Origin of the sequence: Alishewanella jeotgali KCTC 22429 (genome assembly GCF_000245735.1) — a bacterium.
GTDB classification, from domain to species: Bacteria; Pseudomonadota; Gammaproteobacteria; order Enterobacterales; family Alteromonadaceae; genus Alishewanella; species Alishewanella jeotgali.
The window spans coordinates 43,287-59,657 of sequence record NZ_AHTH01000050.1 but is presented as its reverse complement, the minus strand read 5'-3'; the positions used below and the strand labels follow the sequence as shown (position 1 = coordinate 59,657).

Annotated in this window: 14 protein-coding genes; 6 read left to right on the top strand and 8 right to left on the bottom strand. The window is 52.0% G+C overall.

Annotated elements, in window-relative coordinates; genetic code table 11:
- Nucleotides 1-129 precede the first annotated feature (129 nt).
- Together AJE_RS16145 and AJE_RS16140 are read left to right on the top strand one after the other, a co-directional pair.
- Complete coding sequence (locus AJE_RS16145) at nt 130-609, top strand: FKBP-type peptidyl-prolyl cis-trans isomerase (RefSeq protein ID WP_237709384.1); 480 nt, start codon at nt 130-132, stop codon at nt 607-609.
- A gap of 142 nt (nt 610-751) precedes the next feature.
- Nucleotides 752-1,768: an IS110 family RNA-guided transposase gene (locus tag AJE_RS16140; protein ID WP_008951603.1), complete on the top strand. Its 1,017-nt coding sequence runs from the start codon at nt 752-754 to the stop codon at nt 1,766-1,768.
- Between the two features lie 355 nt (nt 1,769-2,123).
- On the opposite strand, the gene AJE_RS16135 is transcribed toward AJE_RS16140, so the two are convergent.
- Both AJE_RS16135 and AJE_RS16130 read right to left on the bottom strand, forming a co-directional pair.
- The gene (locus AJE_RS16135; RefSeq protein WP_008951738.1) at nt 2,124-3,236 is read right to left on the bottom strand and encodes a PQQ-dependent sugar dehydrogenase; all 1,113 of its coding nucleotides are present in this window, start codon (nt 3,234-3,236) and stop codon (nt 2,124-2,126) included.
- On the bottom strand, nt 3,233-3,670 hold the full coding sequence (locus AJE_RS16130) for a hypothetical protein (protein WP_008951737.1): 438 nt from the start codon (nt 3,668-3,670) through the stop codon (nt 3,233-3,235). Before AJE_RS16130 ends, AJE_RS16135 begins: the two co-directional genes overlap by 4 nt.
- Before the next feature lie 205 nt (nt 3,671-3,875).
- On the opposite strand from AJE_RS16130, the gene hemH reads away from it, so the two are divergent.
- Both hemH and AJE_RS16120 read left to right on the top strand, forming a co-directional pair.
- Entirely contained in the window at nt 3,876-4,958 is a 1,083-nt protein-coding gene (gene hemH / locus AJE_RS16125; protein ID WP_008951736.1) for a ferrochelatase, read from the top strand.
- Between the two features lie 8 nt (nt 4,959-4,966).
- Complete coding sequence (locus tag AJE_RS16120) at nt 4,967-8,086, top strand: transglycosylase domain-containing protein (RefSeq protein WP_008951735.1); 3,120 nt, start codon at nt 4,967-4,969, stop codon at nt 8,084-8,086.
- 5 nt (nt 8,087-8,091) lie between these two features.
- On the opposite strand, the gene AJE_RS16115 is transcribed toward AJE_RS16120, so the two are convergent.
- Entirely contained in the window at nt 8,092-9,081 is a 990-nt protein-coding gene (locus AJE_RS16115) for a GGDEF domain-containing protein (protein WP_008607931.1), read from the bottom strand.
- Between the two features lie 93 nt (nt 9,082-9,174).
- A complete protein-coding gene (locus AJE_RS16110) occupies nt 9,175-9,756 on the bottom strand; it encodes an HAD family hydrolase (RefSeq protein WP_008951734.1) in 582 nt (193 codons plus the stop codon).
- A 142-nt stretch (nt 9,757-9,898) separates the two neighbouring features.
- Here AJE_RS16110 and AJE_RS16105 point away from each other — a divergent pair, with 142 nt between their 5' ends.
- Entirely contained in the window at nt 9,899-10,597 is a 699-nt protein-coding gene (locus AJE_RS16105; protein ID WP_008951733.1) for a YebC/PmpR family DNA-binding transcriptional regulator, read from the top strand.
- Nucleotides 10,598-10,646: 49 nt separating this feature from the next.
- Here the strand turns inward: AJE_RS16105 and AJE_RS16100 are convergent, their stop codons facing one another.
- From AJE_RS16100 to bdpA, 4 genes are all read right to left on the bottom strand, one after another.
- Nucleotides 10,647-10,844 (bottom strand): hypothetical protein, encoded by a 198-nt coding sequence (locus tag AJE_RS16100; RefSeq protein ID WP_008607928.1) that lies wholly within the window; start codon nt 10,842-10,844, stop codon nt 10,647-10,649.
- A gap of 77 nt (nt 10,845-10,921) precedes the next feature.
- Nucleotides 10,922-11,353, bottom strand: a complete 432-nt coding sequence (locus tag AJE_RS16095) for a cytochrome b562 (protein WP_039928945.1) — start codon at nt 11,351-11,353, stop codon at nt 10,922-10,924.
- A 151-nt stretch (nt 11,354-11,504) separates the two neighbouring features.
- Nucleotides 11,505-11,702: a hypothetical protein gene (locus AJE_RS16090; protein WP_008607926.1), complete on the bottom strand. Its 198-nt coding sequence runs from the start codon at nt 11,700-11,702 to the stop codon at nt 11,505-11,507.
- A 100-nt stretch (nt 11,703-11,802) separates the two neighbouring features.
- Complete coding sequence (bdpA, locus tag AJE_RS16085; RefSeq protein WP_008951731.1) at nt 11,803-13,308, bottom strand: BAR domain-like protein A BdpA; 1,506 nt, start codon at nt 13,306-13,308, stop codon at nt 11,803-11,805.
- Between the two features lie 471 nt (nt 13,309-13,779).
- Between bdpA and AJE_RS16080 the strand changes: the two genes are divergently transcribed.
- Complete coding sequence (locus AJE_RS16080) at nt 13,780-16,359, top strand: TonB-dependent receptor (RefSeq protein WP_008951730.1); 2,580 nt, start codon at nt 13,780-13,782, stop codon at nt 16,357-16,359.
- Nucleotides 16,360-16,371: the final 12 nt, after the last annotated feature.

Genomic DNA, 16,371 nt, shown 5'->3' with positions numbered 1-16,371 from the left:
TGTTTATCCACAGGTCTCCGGTACCGGTCATACCAGTTCACTTTGGCGCCTGAGTCGCAGCGAACGCTGTTATCTGTGGGTGGATATCATATAATGGCGCCACTTTTATCAGCTAACAGACTTATCATTATGCAAATTACCAACAATGCCGTTGTGCAATTCCACTACACCCTAAGCGATGCCTCAGGCGAGCTGGAGAGCTCGCGCAAAGCCGCGCCCCTGCTCTATCTGCATGGCCATAATCAAATGTTGCCAAAATTAGAAGCGGCGCTGGAAGGTAAGACTGCCGGCGATACGCTTGAAATTACGCTGGCGCCAGGTGATGCCTATGGTGAACGTCGCGACGATGCGATCCAGAGCGTGCAGGTTAAACATTTGCGGGGGGCTAAAAAGTGGAAACCTGGCATGGTGGCCTGGGTTAACACCGATCAGGGCGAGCGTCAGGTGACTATCGTCAAAGTGGGTATGTTTAAGGCGGAAGTCGATACCAATCACCCACTGGCCGGCAAAACCCTAACCTTCGCACTCGAAGTGCTGAGCGTACGTGAGGCGACCGCAGAAGAAATCGCGCATGGCCACGCCCATGGTGAAGGTGGCCATCAGCACTAACTGGTCAGACTGGTACCGGAGAATAATATGAACGCCTCCACTAAAGCGTCAGGGGCGGTTATCTGAAAAGATGGATACCCCTGGTCACGGCATCGTGTGCCAAAATGGTCGTTATTAACGACAGACAGCAGGGGTATCCGAGATGAAGCTTAATGTATTCGGCGTTGATATTGCAAAAGATGTTTTTCAAATCCACTGGGTAGACAAAGCAGGCAAAGCGCGCTCAGAGAAGGTGAAACGACAGCACTTTTTGGAGTGGTTCAGCAATAAGACGTCATCACTGATTGCCATGGAAGCCTGCAGTGGTGCGCATCACTGGGGCCGCTGTTTTCAGCAGATGGGGCACCAGGTACGGTTAATTGCTGCCCATAAAGTCAAACCCTTTGTTATTGGCAATAAGAATGACATGGTCGATGCTCAGGCGATTTGGACCGCAGTACAGCAACCCCAGATGCGTTTTGTGGCAGTAAAAAGTGTTGAGCAGCAAGCAGCACTCGCGGCACACCGGATGCGCGAGTATCTGATAAAAACCCGTACGGGTAGCATCAATGCAGTAAGAGGCTTTTTGGCTGAGTTTGGACTGGTCATAGCGAAAGGCAGAGCGGCTTTTAAACGTGAGATAGCCGGCTGCCTGGAGACGTTATCACAAAGTGTTCCCAAGGAATTCGTTGACCGGTTATATGAGCGCCTGGCCTATATCAACAAACTGGATGAGGATATTGCCGGGTTAGAGCAGCACATTACGGCTTACTTTAAGCGTTGTCCGCAATGTCAGCGGCTGGGTAAGGTGCCGGGTATTGGCGTATTAAGTGCGACGGCTATTGTTGCCACCGTAGGTGATGTCAGCCAGTTTAAATCAGGACGTGAGCTCTCCGCCTGGTTGGGCTTAGTCCCGAAACAAACGGGCTCAGGCGGCAAAGTAAAGCTTCATGGCATTAGCAAACGGGGCGATACCTATGTGCGGACCTTATTGGTACACGGCGCCCGCTCGGCCATCACACATAATAAACACCCAAGTGAGTGGTTGCAGGGGCTCCTTATTCGTAGGCCAAAGAATGTGGTACTTCTGGCGTTAGCCAATAAAACAGCCAGAGTTGTTTGGGCATTGTTAAGCAAAGACGTCGAGTACGACGAGAACCTGTATTCACAGGTGAGTTAATCGAAGCCGGTTAACCATAATGATTAACGATAAATGATGTAAAACTGTTTAGCGCGAAAACGTTCGCAACGATTTGTCAGGGCGCCTGACGTGTGATGAAAATTGGTAAGACCATACTTTAGTAACCTGGGCACAGCAAGGGTTTAAATACCGTCCGGAGTGTAAGGACTAAAGTCGCGGAAATCATTAGGGTCAGCGGGGGCGCGCCCCGCATTAATAAGACCGGATATAGTGCCGCAGCCCATCCAAACTCAGCACACGTTAAAAACCCTTGCAAAGGAGGCGTTCATATAGTGCTGTGGATAAACTGGTCAGACCCTGATTTTGCGGAAAAAATGGGAGTGCTGTGGATAAGTTACTGCGGGGTTAGGCGCAGTAACTTGCCGGCTGGGCCGTCGGTCAGAATATAGATTAAGCCGTCAGGACCGGTGCGCACATCACGCAAACGGCTGTCGAGTTCAGTGAGCAGCTTTTCTTCCTCCACCACCTTATCACCGTCCAGTACCAACCGGTGCAAAGCCTTGCCCGCTAAAGCCGTAATCAAGATATTGCCCTGATACTGCGGGAAAGCCTCGCCGCGATACAGCGTCATCCCGGCTGGGGCAATCGAAGGTGACCACTGATATACCGGCTCAGCCATTCCAGTAAAGCGGGTAAAGGGGGAAATCCGGGCGCCGGTATAATCAATACCTGTGGTCGCCACCGGCCAGCCGTAATTAACACCGGCTTGTAGCAGGTTCAGCTCATCGCCACCTTTGGGACCATGTTCGTGACTCCACAATTTACCGGTTGCTGCATCATAGACAATGCCCTGCACATTTCGATGCCCGAGCGTAAAAATCTCGGCGGCAACAGCCGCTTGCCCGACAAAGGGGTTATCCGCTGGCACACTGCCATCCTGCTGCAAACGTACGATTTTCCCCAGATGATTGGCTTTATTCTGGGCTTGCTCACGATAATCAAAGCCATCACCTAAGGTCAGTACCAGGCTTTGATCCGGTAGCTGCACCATCCGGCCGCCATAGTGCGCCGCACCACGCCGATCCGGAGTTGCCCGGAAAATTTGTTTTACATCAGTCAGCTGATTGTCCTGCCAGTTGGCACTGGCCAGACAAACACTGTTGGCGTTAGCCGTGCCGCAGACATAGCTTAAAAAAAGACGGCCACTTTGTGCGAAATCCTCAGCGAGCAGCACCTCTAATAAGCCCCCCTGTGAAGCGGCATAGAGATCCGGTAAGTTAACATCCAACTTTTGCAACACCTGACCATCGCTACCCAGGGTGACTAACTGACCGCTGCGCTCAGTTAGCAAAAAGCCGCCAGAGGGCAAAAAACTGAGTGACCAGGGAAATTCCAATCCTTCAGCCAGGATTTGAACTTTTGGCTCGGTTGCTAAAGATGCTGCGGCAATCAGGTTTGGCGACAAACTTAACGCCAGAGAAAGCAATAAGGTGCGGTTCAGGCTCATGAAACACTCCTGCTACGACTAAAATAATGATAGAAAACAGCGCCCAGACCACTGCAGGCAAGCAACATCAGGGTGCCTGCTAAGGTGCGGTTTAATGCTATTAGGGTGGGCATCGGTGCCAGCTGATTAATTACAGATAACGCCAGCCAGGTGGCAAGGACGGTAATAGCAAACACCGTAGGGGCTTTAATCAAAGGTGTGCGGTTAAGCAGTAACCGGGCGGCGATTAAACTCAACAACATAATAGGCAGGAAAATCGCCGCCAGTACTGGCATAAAGTGCCTTAAATCAAACCAGAGGGTACTCAGTTGATCAGCGGTGGCAACGGGCCCTGCCAGTGCGGCGATGGCCTGCAGATTCACCAGGCTTTGGATCATAGAGCCGGCACTGGCCGCCAATAACACTGCCAGCAAAAAAACGAGGATTCTACGCATTCAGTTCTCCCTGATATCTATTACACCTTAACAGGTTAGACCTCGTACCGGTACCGGAGTGCGGTCTGACCAGTGATGCTAAATATTCTGTTTCAGTCATAGGTTTACGCAGCTGAAACTGCTAAGATCACTTTAAAGCCGGGCGATCTAACGGGGCTCCTTCGCCGTAATGCCGGCTTAAGTATAATCAGGAGCACAGCGTCTTATGGGATTTATTAATAGTAAAGATTTTAGTCACGCCAGAGCCGATAAGATCGGGGTATTGTTAACCAACCTCGGTACACCGGATGAAGCTAACCCAAAAGCATTAAAACGCTACTTAAAGCAGTTTCTATCCGATCCCCGGGTCGTTGAAGTGCCGCGCCTGTTGTGGTGGTTTATTTTAAATGGCGTCATTTTAAATATCCGGCCGCGCCGCTCGGCCAAGGCTTATCAAACGGTATTTACTGACCAAGGCTCGCCGCTACTGTTTCATACTGTCAGTCAAACTAAAGCTGTGGCTGCCGAATTGGCAACACGGGGCTATCCGGATCTGGTGGTCGACTTTGCCATGCGCTACGGCAACCCCAGTTTTCAGTCAGTTCTTGAGCGGATGATGCAACAAGGGGTCCGCAAGTTGATTGTCCTACCCTTGTATCCACAGTATTCAGCTTCGACCTCGGCCTCAAGCTTTGACGAGTTAGCACGCGATTTTATGCAGCGGCGCTGGCTGCCCGAGCTGCGCTTTATCAGCCATTATCATGATTATCCGGCCTATATTGCCGCCTGTGCCAACCGTATCAGAGAACACTGGCAGCAGCATGGTCAGGCCGATAAGTTGCTATTTTCTTATCATGGCATCCCGAAACGCTATTTAATGAACGGCGATCCCTATCACTGCGAGTGTTATAAAACCTCGCGGCTGATTGCTGAAGCGTTACAGCTTAAGCCCGAGCAGTATGTAACCACCTTTCAATCACGCTTCGGCCGTGAAGAATGGCTGAAACCCTATACCGATGAAACCTTAAAGGCCTTACCGGCACAAGGAGTCAGTTCGGTGCAGGTATTTTGCCCGGGTTTCTCCGCCGATTGTCTGGAAACCATCGAAGAAATTGGCGAAGAAAATAAAGAATACTTTGAACATGCCGGCGGTAAGCGCTATGAATATATCAGCGCGCTAAATGATCGACCGGACCATATCCAGGCTCTAAGCCAGCTTATTATTGATAATTTACAGGGCTGGCAGCTAACTGCCGATCCTGAGCGCTTAGCCAGAGCCCAACAGCTTAATCCACAGGAAGTGCAGTAAGTCAGATTATGTCAGATCAGCAAAGGGTTGAACCCCGACTAGGTGATGCACCTTTAGACGCGCCACCACTAATTAATCGGCGCAATTTCGATAATGTTCGGGATAACGCCGCGCCGCGCGCCCGCCCGGCAGCGACAGGCCCCAAACAACCTATTAACTGGCGGCCGCTAAAATGGTTGCTCTGGTTATTGTTGCTGATTTTACTGGCGGGCCTGGCCTATCAGGAAATGCGCAGCAGTGTGCTGCAATCTAAAGTCTGGCACTATCTGGCGCAGCAGCTGACCTTTAGTCAGGGCAAGGGGCCGGCACCTGAAGACGAAGCACCGGTTTATCCGCAAGGCGGTCCTTTTGACCAGCGTGCTGGCTACAGCAATCTGCCGCACTGGCTGAGTAGCCTGCAACAACAAGGCTATAGCATTACAGAGCAAAGCCGCTTTTCACCGGCACTGCAACGCTATGCCGACTGGGGCTTTTATCCACCCTACGCTCAAAAAAGCCAGTGGGGCCTGCAAATTTTTGATTGCCGTCAGGATGCACTGTTTAGCTTTCATAAGCCGGAGTTTCAATACCCACATTTTGACGACGTCGCGCCATTATTATTGCGAGCCCTACTCTATGTCGAAAACCGTGACCTGTTCCAGGTAACGCCCTTTGCCAACCCTGCTGTAGACTGGTCTCGCCTGGGTGCTGCGGTGCTGGCGCAAACCAAAAAGCTGCTCGGACGCGATGCGGCGGCAGCGGGTGGCAGTACGCTGGCAACGCAAATTGAAAAATACCGGCACTCTAATCAAGGCTTCACCGCCGACGCCCTGGATAAGCTGCAGCAGATGGTCTCAGCATCGGTGCGCGCTTATCAGCCAGCCCGGGAAACCATGGAAAGGCGCAAACAAATTGCGCTGGATTATATCAATACGGTACCGCTGGCAGCGACACCGCAAGCCGGCGAGGTGCATGGTATGGCCGATGGTCTGCACGCCTGGTTTGGTGCCGATCCGGCCCGGGTCAATCAGCTGTTAAAAGACAGTACGGCGACGCCGGCTCATGGCTTAGCATTACGGCAGGTTATGGCGCTGATTATTGCCCAGCGCCGGCCAAGCTTTTATCTGTTGCAAGGCCGCGCCGAGCTGGAGCAGCTGGTCGACAGCCATTTACGCTTACTGCGCCAGGCCAATATTATCAACCAAAACTGGCTGGAGCAGGCAATGGCGCAGCGGCTGAGCTTCCAAAGCGCTGCCACAACACCACGGCCACAGCTGGACAAAACCGCACTGCTGGTGCGTAACCGTATTGCAGCCTTGCTGGAGCGCACCCTGTACCAAACCGATCGTTTGGATCTGACGGTACAAACCACCCTGGATCTGGCGCTGCAACAACAAATTAAACGCTATCTGGAGCGGCTGGAGCAATTAGCACCGGCCCAGCAAGCCGGTATTATCGGCCCGCGCTTATTACGGGAAGACCAGCTGCGCGGCGTAAAATACAGCTTTACCCTGTATGAGAGCACGCCCACCGGCAATAAGCTGCGGGTACAAACCGATAACCATGCTGAGCAACCCTTTGATTTAAATGAAGGTGGCAAGCTGGAACTGGGCTCTACCGCCAAGTTACGGATGCTGACTACTTATCTGGAAATCGTTGCTGAGCTGCATCAGACTTATTCTGAGCAACCGGTCAGTTCGCTGGCATTACTGGAAATTGCACCGCAGGATCAATTATCGCAATGGGCGATTAATTATCTGATTGCAAACCCCGGTGTGACTTTACTGACGATGCTCAACGCGGCGATGGACCGTGAATTTTCAGCCGATCCACGGATGAGTTTCTTTACCGGTGGCGGCCTGCATACCTTTAGCAACTTCCGCCGCGAGGAAGATCGGATGGTGCCGACAATGCGACAGGCGTTGTATGAGTCGATTAACCTACCCTTTGTTCGTTTAACCCAGGAAATTGTTAACTACAGTATTTATCACGGTGAAAGTAGCAGTTATCAGCTACTGAAAAATGATAATGATCCGCGCCGTGATCAGTATCTACGTCGCTTTGCCGATAAAGAAGGGGTTAGCTTTTTACAACGCTTCTGGCGTAAGTACCACCGCTTAACGACTGAGCAGCGGCTGGAAGTGTTCTTAAATGGCTTACGGCAAACCCCGGACCGCTTAAGCGCCGGCTATCGGTTTATCTACCCGGATGTCAACGAGGCGGACTTTATCCGCTTTATGCAACAACGCTTTGCCGATAACCCGCTAACGGTTGCGCAGTGGCGGCAACTGTACCGCAAATATGCGCCGACCGAGTTCAGTTTACCGGATCAGGCTTATCTGGCCCGCAGTCACCCGCTGGAATTATGGTTACTCGGTTATTTACAGCAACAACCCAATCCGACGCTGTCGGAGGCCATCAGTTTAAGTGCTGATGTACGCCAACAGGCCTATCAGTGGCTGTTCCGCACTCAGTCCCGTAGCGCCCGGGATAACCGCATTCGCACTATGCTGGAAATTGAAGCCTTCTGGGATATTCATCAGCGCTGGCAACGGCTGGGTTATCCATTCGACTTCCTGGTCCCGTCTCTGGCGACTGCGCTGGGTAGCTCAGGCGATCGTCCGGCCGCGTTAGCGGAGTTGATGGGCATTATCCAAAACGGCGGCCGCCGTTTACCGATGTTCCGTGTTGAATCATTGGATTTTGGTCGCGATACGCCCTATGCCGTTAGCCTGGCCCGCACCGAAGTCGAAATGGAACGGGTTATGCTGCCTGAGGTGGCACAGGTCCTAAGAGAAAATCTGGCCGGGGTTGTACAGCAAGGCACGGGCCGGCGTTTACAACAGTACTTTAGCTTACCGAATGCACCGCAACTGCCGCTGATTGGCGGTAAAACCGGCACTGGTGATAACAGGATCAGTACCGTCAACAGCCGCGGCGAAACCGTGCAGTCGCGGGCCTTGAACCGCACTGCTACTTTCGCATTCTATCTGGGAGAGCGGCATTTTGGGGTAATTTCGGTTTATCTGCCGGGTAACGCCGCTGAAGAGTATTTCTTTACCTCGGCACTGCCACTGCAGGTACTTAATGGCATGTCGCCGCTGTTAATGCCATTGCTACGGCCGCAGGCCGGTTGCCCGGTTCCGTAATAAAATCAGGCTGCAACCACCTGGTTGCGGCCCTGATGTTTGGCCTGATACAGTGCCATATCCGCCCGGTGCAACCATTGCTCCCAATCTTCCGCCGTTTGTAACATGGCGGTGCCTGCCGACAAGGTCACCGCCTTGCCATCTGGCAGCAGTAATTGCGCTTCTACCCGCTGGCGGATTTTTTCAGCCAGCAAGGGCAAATCCTCCGCTTGCATATCACGCAGTAACACCAGAAACTCCTCGCCGCCATAGCGGAAGACCCGATCACTTTGTCTTAGCGTACTGGCAATAAGCGGCACCAAACGGATCAACATATCGTCACCAATGCGGTGGCCATAGTTATCATTAATTTGCTTAAAATGGTCCAAATCAAACAGGATCACGCCAAAACGGCTACCCAGTTTTTGTTTTAACTGTACCGCCAGCTCCAGTTCGGCATTTAAAGTATGACGATTACCGGCGCCAGTCAGGCTATCAATGCTGGCCAGCTGTTTTAGTTCGTTGCGTTGTAATTGGGTACGATAGGCAAACACATAGGCGAAAAAGCTGGAGATAAAGGCCGTGACCGCAAAGGCCGTCAGTTGATAGTGGCTTTCAAAAATGGTAGTTGGCCACAGCAAATCGGTAGCAATTAATACCCCAAGCATCGCCATTGACAGCAGAACTGCGGTCAGTGGCGCGGCCAGAAAAAAGATAAACACCAGTAGCGGATAAATCCAGAATACACCACTGATGCCCAGGTTCAGGCAGACAATAACGGCTCCGGCACAAAACACCACCGCCAGAAACTTACCGGGGCGCACCGTATCACCGGTGCGCCAGGCGTAAATCACAGCGGCAATAGCAGACGACACGATCAATAAGTCAGCGATACCCACAATCAGATTACCGGTACTTAGCCGGTAAATTGCATAAGGTGTAACAAATAATGTGATTATCAGGCCGACCAGGCTAATCATTGCCAGATAGAAATTGTCCTTTAACCGCGCCAGCACTCTGCACCTTTTTTTCAGGTTGTTCTTATACAACCACTATAGTGCGCCCGGTGCGGAATAACAACCGTTGCTGGCTGATTAACCATTTGCCTACTAAAACGCCTGGGCCAACTCGTTAAAGTGCTGAATATGATAGTGGGCCAGTGGTTTGAAATGCTGATTCGTATCATTAAGATACAAGCAAGACCAGGCGCCGGCGTTACTGGCAGTTTGCAGATCAAAGAGATAGTCCCCAACGTACAACAGCTGCTGACAAGGGATGGCATAGTATTCAGCGATGCTATGCAAGCCGGCCGGATCCGGCTTGGCCGCGCAGTCTTCCCGGGTTAATACCAGCGATACCGGGATCTGCAACCGTTGTAGCATTAAGCGGGTGGCATCACGCATATTACGAGTTAGAATCGCCAACGGCAGCTGCTGCGCAATAAGATGCTGCAGACATGCCGCCGCGCCCGGCATCCAGGACGCCTGCTCGGCGCCGCGCATTTCATGCTGATAGATAATCTGCGCGGCGCGGCGGGCCTCAGCACAATCACCCAGTTCAGCCAACCGCTCCAGTAAAGGCGTTCCTTCTGGCCAGCCAATATCCTGACATATCGCCGCAAAATCCAATCGCGAGTCGACCAGAGTCCCATCCAGATCAAAGGCGACTGCCCGGATATGCGCTAAATTCATACCTGCTCTCAAAAATTAAAATAGGCTTTACGGCAACAACGGCTAGCCAGATTAAAAAACCCCAGTCTGCGGTTGCAGCCGATGGCTGCAATTCGCTAGACTAGCCGACCGAAATTTTTCTTCAGCTTAACAGGAATGCGTTATGGGTGCCCAGTGGAAAACCAAGCATAAAATGGATGCGGCCAATGCCAGAGGTCGTATTTTTACCAAACTTGCCAAAGAAATTATGGTTGCCGCGCGCAATGGTGCCGATCCAAGCATGAACGCCAAATTACGCTCGGCAATTGAAGCGGCCAAAAAGGCGTCGATGCCAAAAGATACGCTGGAGCGGGCAATTAAAAAAGGTGCGGGCCTGCTGGATGGCCCGGTAAACTACGAGACCGTGGTTTACGAGGGTTTCGCCCCGCACCAGGTGCCGGTTATTGTCGAGTGTTTAACCGACAACAAAAACCGCAGCGCCCAAAGTATGCGCATCTTATTCCGCAAAGGCCAACTTGGCAGTTCAGGTTCAGTATCCTGGGATTTTAAACATCTCGGACAAATTGAAGGCGTGCCCACGTCAGCCGATGCCGACATGGAGCTGGCCGCCATTGAAGCCGGCGCACAGGATTTTGAACAAGGCGAAGACGGTGAAGTGATTTTCTTAACCGAAAGCACCGATCTGGATGCCGTTGCCAAAGCGCTACCAGAGTTTGGTTATGATGTACATTCAGCCAAACTGGTTTACCGCGCCAATAACCCGGTAAGCCTGGATGACGCAGCCCGCGCCGAAGTAGAAGCCTTTTTAGACGCTATCGATAACGACGATGACGTGCAAAACGTCTACGTTGGTCTGGCCTGAGCCTGAAACGTCAGTCTTTAGCCCGGCATCAGCCGGGCTAAAGACTAACTCAGTTATAACCGAGCACTGCACAGTGTTCGGTGTCCTGTTCTGTACCGCCTTTCTCTGCACTGCCCAGCGGCCTGACTTCATCCGGCTCTGACCAGACTAAACTCAGTGCCCGCCGTTCTTGTCGGCTAAGATCAACAGTGTGAGGCTGATAATAATAACGCTCTGCGAGCGGTTGCTTGCTTTGCTTGGCTTTCATCTCTAAGCTCCTTTGCTGCAGGTTCGAACTAACTATAGGTCCCGCAGCCTGAGCCCAGGCTGAACACCATGGCGCTTTTAAAAACGGCCAAAGATCAGTTTCCACAAGCTAAAACGCCGTTCTTTATGATAACGCTCACGCAACTGGGCCACCTGTGTCAGGTGCTGTTGCAGTTTAGCGGCATCATCAGCGGCAGCAGCCTGCTTCGCTAAGGTCAGTTCAGCCAATACCTTATCCAAACCTTCCTGAAATACGGCGGCTTTATCGGCCGGCATGGCCACCTGCTTGGCGTCTTCGGTTAAACGAAACAGTTTCTCCAAATGAGGTAAGGCTTCAACCGGCGTCGCGGCCTCATTCGCCAGTTTAAAGGCAAACCCCATGGTCTTCATGGTTCTTTCCATGGTACGAGGTTCTGCCGCTGTAGCCAGCAAACTGCCGGATAACAGCACAATTGCCAGAGTTGCTTTTAACAAGGTATCGTCCTCTTTATCGCCTGAATCAGCGGGCATTATACCTAAATCGGCGCCCCAGGCGAGGCGAACCGGCAACAGCGCCATGACCTTGCGATAAATGGCAGCATCAGTCAGCGAAACTGCGGTAAAAAAAACCGGCCAGCTAATAGTAGCAGTGGCCGGTTATCATAATAGCGACAACTGGGGATCAGAGACTATCAAAAAACTCCTGCACCCACTGGCGGGCATCTTCCTCATCCAGCTGGTAACGTTCCTGCACTAATTCGGCGAGATAATCCGGATCGCCACGTGCCTGCTCCAATTCGGCATAGCTGATCCTGTCCCACTGCAGCTTGGCCTGGGCACGCACCCTGCCCCATTGACTCTCGGCAAAGTAAGCACTCATAGTCATTCCTCGCATTAAAGATGACGACAACGGACGCTCATCGCAGCGTCCGTTTTGAGTATAGCCGGACCATACCAGCACTGCTTATTTTTTAATCAGTTTACAGGTAGGCTTTATTAAACGACTCGCGGGATTGTTTCAGATAATCACGGGCTTTTTTGGCATGATTTTCCCAGGCATCCCGATCGGCTTTTTCGGTAAAAGGGTTTTGCTCAGCAGCAATCGAGCGTTCAAAGCGCTCGTAGTAGGTTAGCATCGCCGCGGTGATTTGATTAAAACCGTCGCGGTAGCTTTGCATCGCCTCCAGTAACTCTGAGGTTTTCAGGACAAAGCGGATCAGCTCGGTATTGTTACCGTCATTCAGATAAGAGCCGGCTTTCAGACTGATATTACCGGCCACGGCGCTACTGATACTTTGCCGCACTTTTTCATCTTTACTCAGCACGCGGCTGATATTTTCTTTCGAACTGGCGATATTAGCGTGCAGCAGGGTGTCGCGTAGCTGCTTCTCCAGATCACGGCGAAACAGTTCAATATTGCGCTGAATTGTCGCTAATTCACTATCTAACTGGCTGACCTGTTGTAACTCGCGCTCCAGTTCAGTTAAAAAACGCTCGGCATCCTGATAGATCTTCAGCCCGTGTTCTTCGGCAAACTTACGATCGGCACGGCTTAATCCAGCATTCTGATAATTAGAGCGGTCAAAGCTGGCCGCCAGAAAGGATTTAAAGGGTTCAGCAAAGGCGGCATAGGTACCGGCACTCACCACATTCAGCGTGGCAGTAACCAGATCGCCAAAAGGCTTAATCATTGAGTTAAGCCGCGCCTGCTGAATTTTAGAACTGACCCGGCGCGTATCGCTGATAATATTACGAAAGGTGGCGTAGGCCATCGGATTCGACATTTTATTGCGCTCAGAACTGGCCAGTACCAAAGAGATCCCGGAGTGCAGTGCATTGGCATATTCCAGATACTGCCGCTGCACCTCCAGTTGTGCAGCATAATTGCTGCCAAGGGTGCGGAAGGACTCAGATTGCAATTCAATATTCTGGTCGCGGCGCAGTTTGTCGAGGATACCGCTGATAATGCGCTGTTCATTCTTATGTAAGGCGGTCGCCAGCAGAATGCGCTCTACCTGCACATCGTCCAGTTGCACAAACCCCTGATTTGCCTCGATATCCAGCCGCAGAAACTTACGGCCCGGATCATCAACCGAGATGCGGTGCGCCTGGTAGCCGGCACTCCCCCCATGATGCTCAATCACTGCAACTGGTGACCAATTGGCGTCAACCGTATTGCGCTCGGCCACCAAAATCTGGATGCGGTAGCTGGTAAACTCGGTTTCAGGTAACACCCAAAACTCCAGTAAGCCCAGTTCACTTAATGCATCGCGGCTAAATAAACTGCTGGTACCGGCGGCACAGCGCAGTGCCTGCTGTCCGGTGCGTGGTTGTTCGCTGCTAAGCTGACACTCGCCTAACTGTCGCCAGGGCGTAAGGGCCGATTTTTCAAAATCACTGCTAAATACCACTGCTGCAGGCTTGGCCAGCACGGCGGCAGAATACAGACTAAAGCTGACTATCACAGGTAAGACAAATCGACGCATACCAACCCCGATTAATAAGCGAACAGGCGTAAAGCCGTGGCGATGAAAAGCGTTGCGATTCTAGCAATCGCCTGAGCAGCCGGCAATGATCCGGCAACAGTAAAATCGCAGTTTGGACCCTTGGCGAAAAAATTTACTTGACAGTCTGCGATAGATCGGCGAATTATAGCGACAGTTTGATTTTCCATCACCCATTATCACAGGAGGCAGCTAATGCAAAAATGCGCATGCAATCGCTACGGCTACTACTGTGCTCCCTATTATCTGTCCGAGTGGTTCAATAATTAGTTCTCCCTCTGCGTCAGGCAGAGGCGTCCATCTATAACGCTCCTCCTTAGTGTTGTCTCCGGTTTTAGCCGCAGCATACCTATGGTCGCGCTTCTTTGGCTGGTTTTGCTTTGACGCAGCTTTTATAACCCGATTGTCGCTAACGGCAACGTCAAAACAATAAAACTATCCAGAGGAATAAAAATGAAGCAAAGCAACCTGATCCGGTTTTCCCGGATGAGTCTGGCTGTGGCTATGGCGCTATCTGCCAGCGCCATGGCGCAACAAGCCGCGACTGAAGAGCCGCAGATTGAGAAGATTGAAGTCACAGGTTCACGCCTCAAGGGCGTGGATATGGAAGGCGCTAACCCACTACAGGTATTTAGCCGGGATGAACTGACCAGCCGCGGCTATGACAGCATCAGCAGCTTTTTACGTGATTTACCTCAGGCCAGTGCCGGTACCTTTAATGAAATTGGCAGTACTGCCGGTAACGATGGCACCCCAGCGGGTTCAGCTGGCGTCAGTTTGCGCGGTTTGGGCAGCAGCTCAACGCTGGTGCTGGTGAATGGTCGCCGGGTTGCTGTTGACTCCTTTGCCAATGGTGCTGATACCTTTGTCAACGTTAATGCCATTCCAATGTCAGCCATTGAACGGGTTGAGATCCTAACTGACGGCGCCTCATCGGTCTACGGTTCAGACGCCATTGCCGGCGTAATTAACTTTATCCTGCGCAAAGATTTTGAGGGCCATGAACTGTCTGTGATGTATGGCGATGATACTTCCAGCCATGATTTTAACCGCAAAAATTTAACCTATGTCGGCGGCTTTCGCACCGCAAACAGCAATACCACAGTGGTCATCGATTACTTTGACCGCAACGCCCTGTTTAACAAAGACCGCGATGTTGAAGTCACCTTTAAGTCTAATACCCGGGTCACTATTGATGGCCGTGACTATCCGGAACCCTGGTGTGGAACGGATACCAGCAATGGCAATACCCGCTGCCGTTATGATTACGTGATCCAGCGGGCAATTCAGCCAGAGACCCGTAACTTTGGCACCACTGTTAATCATTATTATGATCTTGGCGCTAACCGGGAGTTCTTTGCTGAAGCCATGTACCAGCGCAATACCGGTTTTACCTACGATGCGCCGGCCGGTTTAGATATTACGGTTCCCGGCAGCGCAGCCTTCGTGCCAAACTGGGCCAGAACTATCAATGCACTGGATGGTAACCCGAATAATAATATCCGCCTGCGTACCCGCTTCCCGGAGCGTCGTAGCCAGGAGTTTGACGATCAGGCATACCGCGCGCTTGCCGGCATACGGGGTGAACTGGGTAACTGGGGTTATGAAACCGCCGTCAGCTACGGTAAGTCAGACAGCGAAATCCGTCATGTTTCTGGCTATTTCTCGCGCGCCAAAGTCCGTCAGGCGGTTGATAATGGCAGTTTCAACCCGTTCAACCTGGGCCTGGATACGCCACAAAGCGTCATTGATGGCATGCGCGAGCTGGCACCACGCAAAGGCAATTCCACGGTATTATCCGTCGATTTCAGCTTAAACGGTGAACTCTTCACCATGCCGGCAGGCTCAGTGCAATCGGTGTTCGGTGGCGAATACCGCCGTGAGAAAATCTCTGATCAGCCTTCTGCCATTGCCGCCGCCGACGGTGTTTATTCGCTCGGTGCCAGCGATGCCGCCGCAGACCGCAACCAATATGCACTGTATTCAGAACTGCATATTCCGTTAACCGAACAACTGGATGCCATTGCTGCTCTGCGTTACGACAGCTACAGCGATTTTGGCAGTGATGTTAACCCCAAACTGTCACTACGCTACCGCGCTACCGACAATCTGATCCTGCGTGCTTCTGCCAGTACCGGCTTCAGAGCACCGTCGTTGTCGCAAATTGGTGCCGGTAAATCACTGGGCTTTAACTATATCAGCTGTTTACCGGGTCAGCCGTTCCTCAGCTTCTGCGGTAACCAGCCGGTTGAAATTGGTTATGACGAAGAGCGGGTCGGCAATAAAGAGTTAGACGCTGAGAAATCGCGGGCCCTAAACGTCGGCATGTCGTGGAACCTGACCGATAGCCTGCAACTGACCGTGGATTACTGGCGTTACCGGCATACCGATATCGTTGACTACGATTCAATCACTACCCTGCGTGGTTGTTTAAGTGGTGACGTGCCGGTAACCGGCAGTGAAGCCGCGCTGGGCGACAGCTTTGGTTGTGTAGTAGTGAACAACGAACTGGTGTTCCTGCGCACTGGCTTTTATAACATCGGTAGTCAGGAAACTGATGGTATCGACGTTAACCTGAACTACCGGCTGGATACTAATTACGGCAGCTTTAAGTTCTATGCCACAGGCACCAAAACCTTTAATTATGAGCGGCAGTTAACGCCGGACTCACCAAAAGAAGATTTGCTGGGCCGTTTATCCGGCGCCAACGAAATTGCCCGGCCGGATCTGGTGGCGGATTTTGGTACCGATTGGCGCTCAGGCAATTGGAAAGCCAGCTTGTCAGCACACTACGTCAGCTCTATGGGCGATGGTGATTTCCGCTTTGGCGGCAATGAAACCGTGAAGTCCTGGACCACGTTGAGCGGTAGCCTGGGGTACGACATTACCGATAACCAGAGCATTAGCCTGGCGGTTCGTAATCTGACCGACAAGGCGCCACCTTATGCGTCTTCGCCAACCAATGGCTATGCCAGCTCAGTACATGACTGGATTGGCCGCTTGTGGACGCTGCGCTACACCGTAAGTTTCTAACGCTTCCCTGGT

What these genes read in the sequence shown, in the direction of transcription:
- AJE_RS16145 (WP_237709384.1), top strand. Translation starts at nt 130, where the DNA reads ATGCAAATTACCAACAATGCCGTTGTGCAATTCCACTACACCCTAAGC.
- AJE_RS16140 (WP_008951603.1), top strand. Translation starts at nt 752, where the DNA reads ATGAAGCTTAATGTATTCGGCGTTGATATTGCAAAAGATGTTTTTCAA.
- AJE_RS16135 (WP_008951738.1), bottom strand. Translation starts at nt 3,236, where the DNA reads ATGAGCCTGAACCGCACCTTATTGCTTTCTCTGGCGTTAAGTTTGTCG.
- AJE_RS16130 (WP_008951737.1), bottom strand. Translation starts at nt 3,670, where the DNA reads ATGCGTAGAATCCTCGTTTTTTTGCTGGCAGTGTTATTGGCGGCCAGT.
- hemH (WP_008951736.1), top strand. Translation starts at nt 3,876, where the DNA reads ATGGGATTTATTAATAGTAAAGATTTTAGTCACGCCAGAGCCGATAAG.
- AJE_RS16120 (WP_008951735.1), top strand. Translation starts at nt 4,967, where the DNA reads ATGTCAGATCAGCAAAGGGTTGAACCCCGACTAGGTGATGCACCTTTA.
- AJE_RS16110 (WP_008951734.1), bottom strand. Translation starts at nt 9,756, where the DNA reads ATGAATTTAGCGCATATCCGGGCAGTCGCCTTTGATCTGGATGGGACT.
- AJE_RS16105 (WP_008951733.1), top strand. Translation starts at nt 9,899, where the DNA reads ATGGGTGCCCAGTGGAAAACCAAGCATAAAATGGATGCGGCCAATGCC.
- AJE_RS16100 (WP_008607928.1), bottom strand. Translation starts at nt 10,844, where the DNA reads ATGAAAGCCAAGCAAAGCAAGCAACCGCTCGCAGAGCGTTATTATTAT.
- AJE_RS16095 (WP_039928945.1), bottom strand. Translation starts at nt 11,353, where the DNA reads ATGCCCGCTGATTCAGGCGATAAAGAGGACGATACCTTGTTAAAAGCA.
- AJE_RS16090 (WP_008607926.1), bottom strand. Translation starts at nt 11,702, where the DNA reads ATGAGTGCTTACTTTGCCGAGAGTCAATGGGGCAGGGTGCGTGCCCAG.
- bdpA (WP_008951731.1), bottom strand. Translation starts at nt 13,308, where the DNA reads ATGCGTCGATTTGTCTTACCTGTGATAGTCAGCTTTAGTCTGTATTCT.
- AJE_RS16080 (WP_008951730.1), top strand. Translation starts at nt 13,780, where the DNA reads ATGAAGCAAAGCAACCTGATCCGGTTTTCCCGGATGAGTCTGGCTGTG.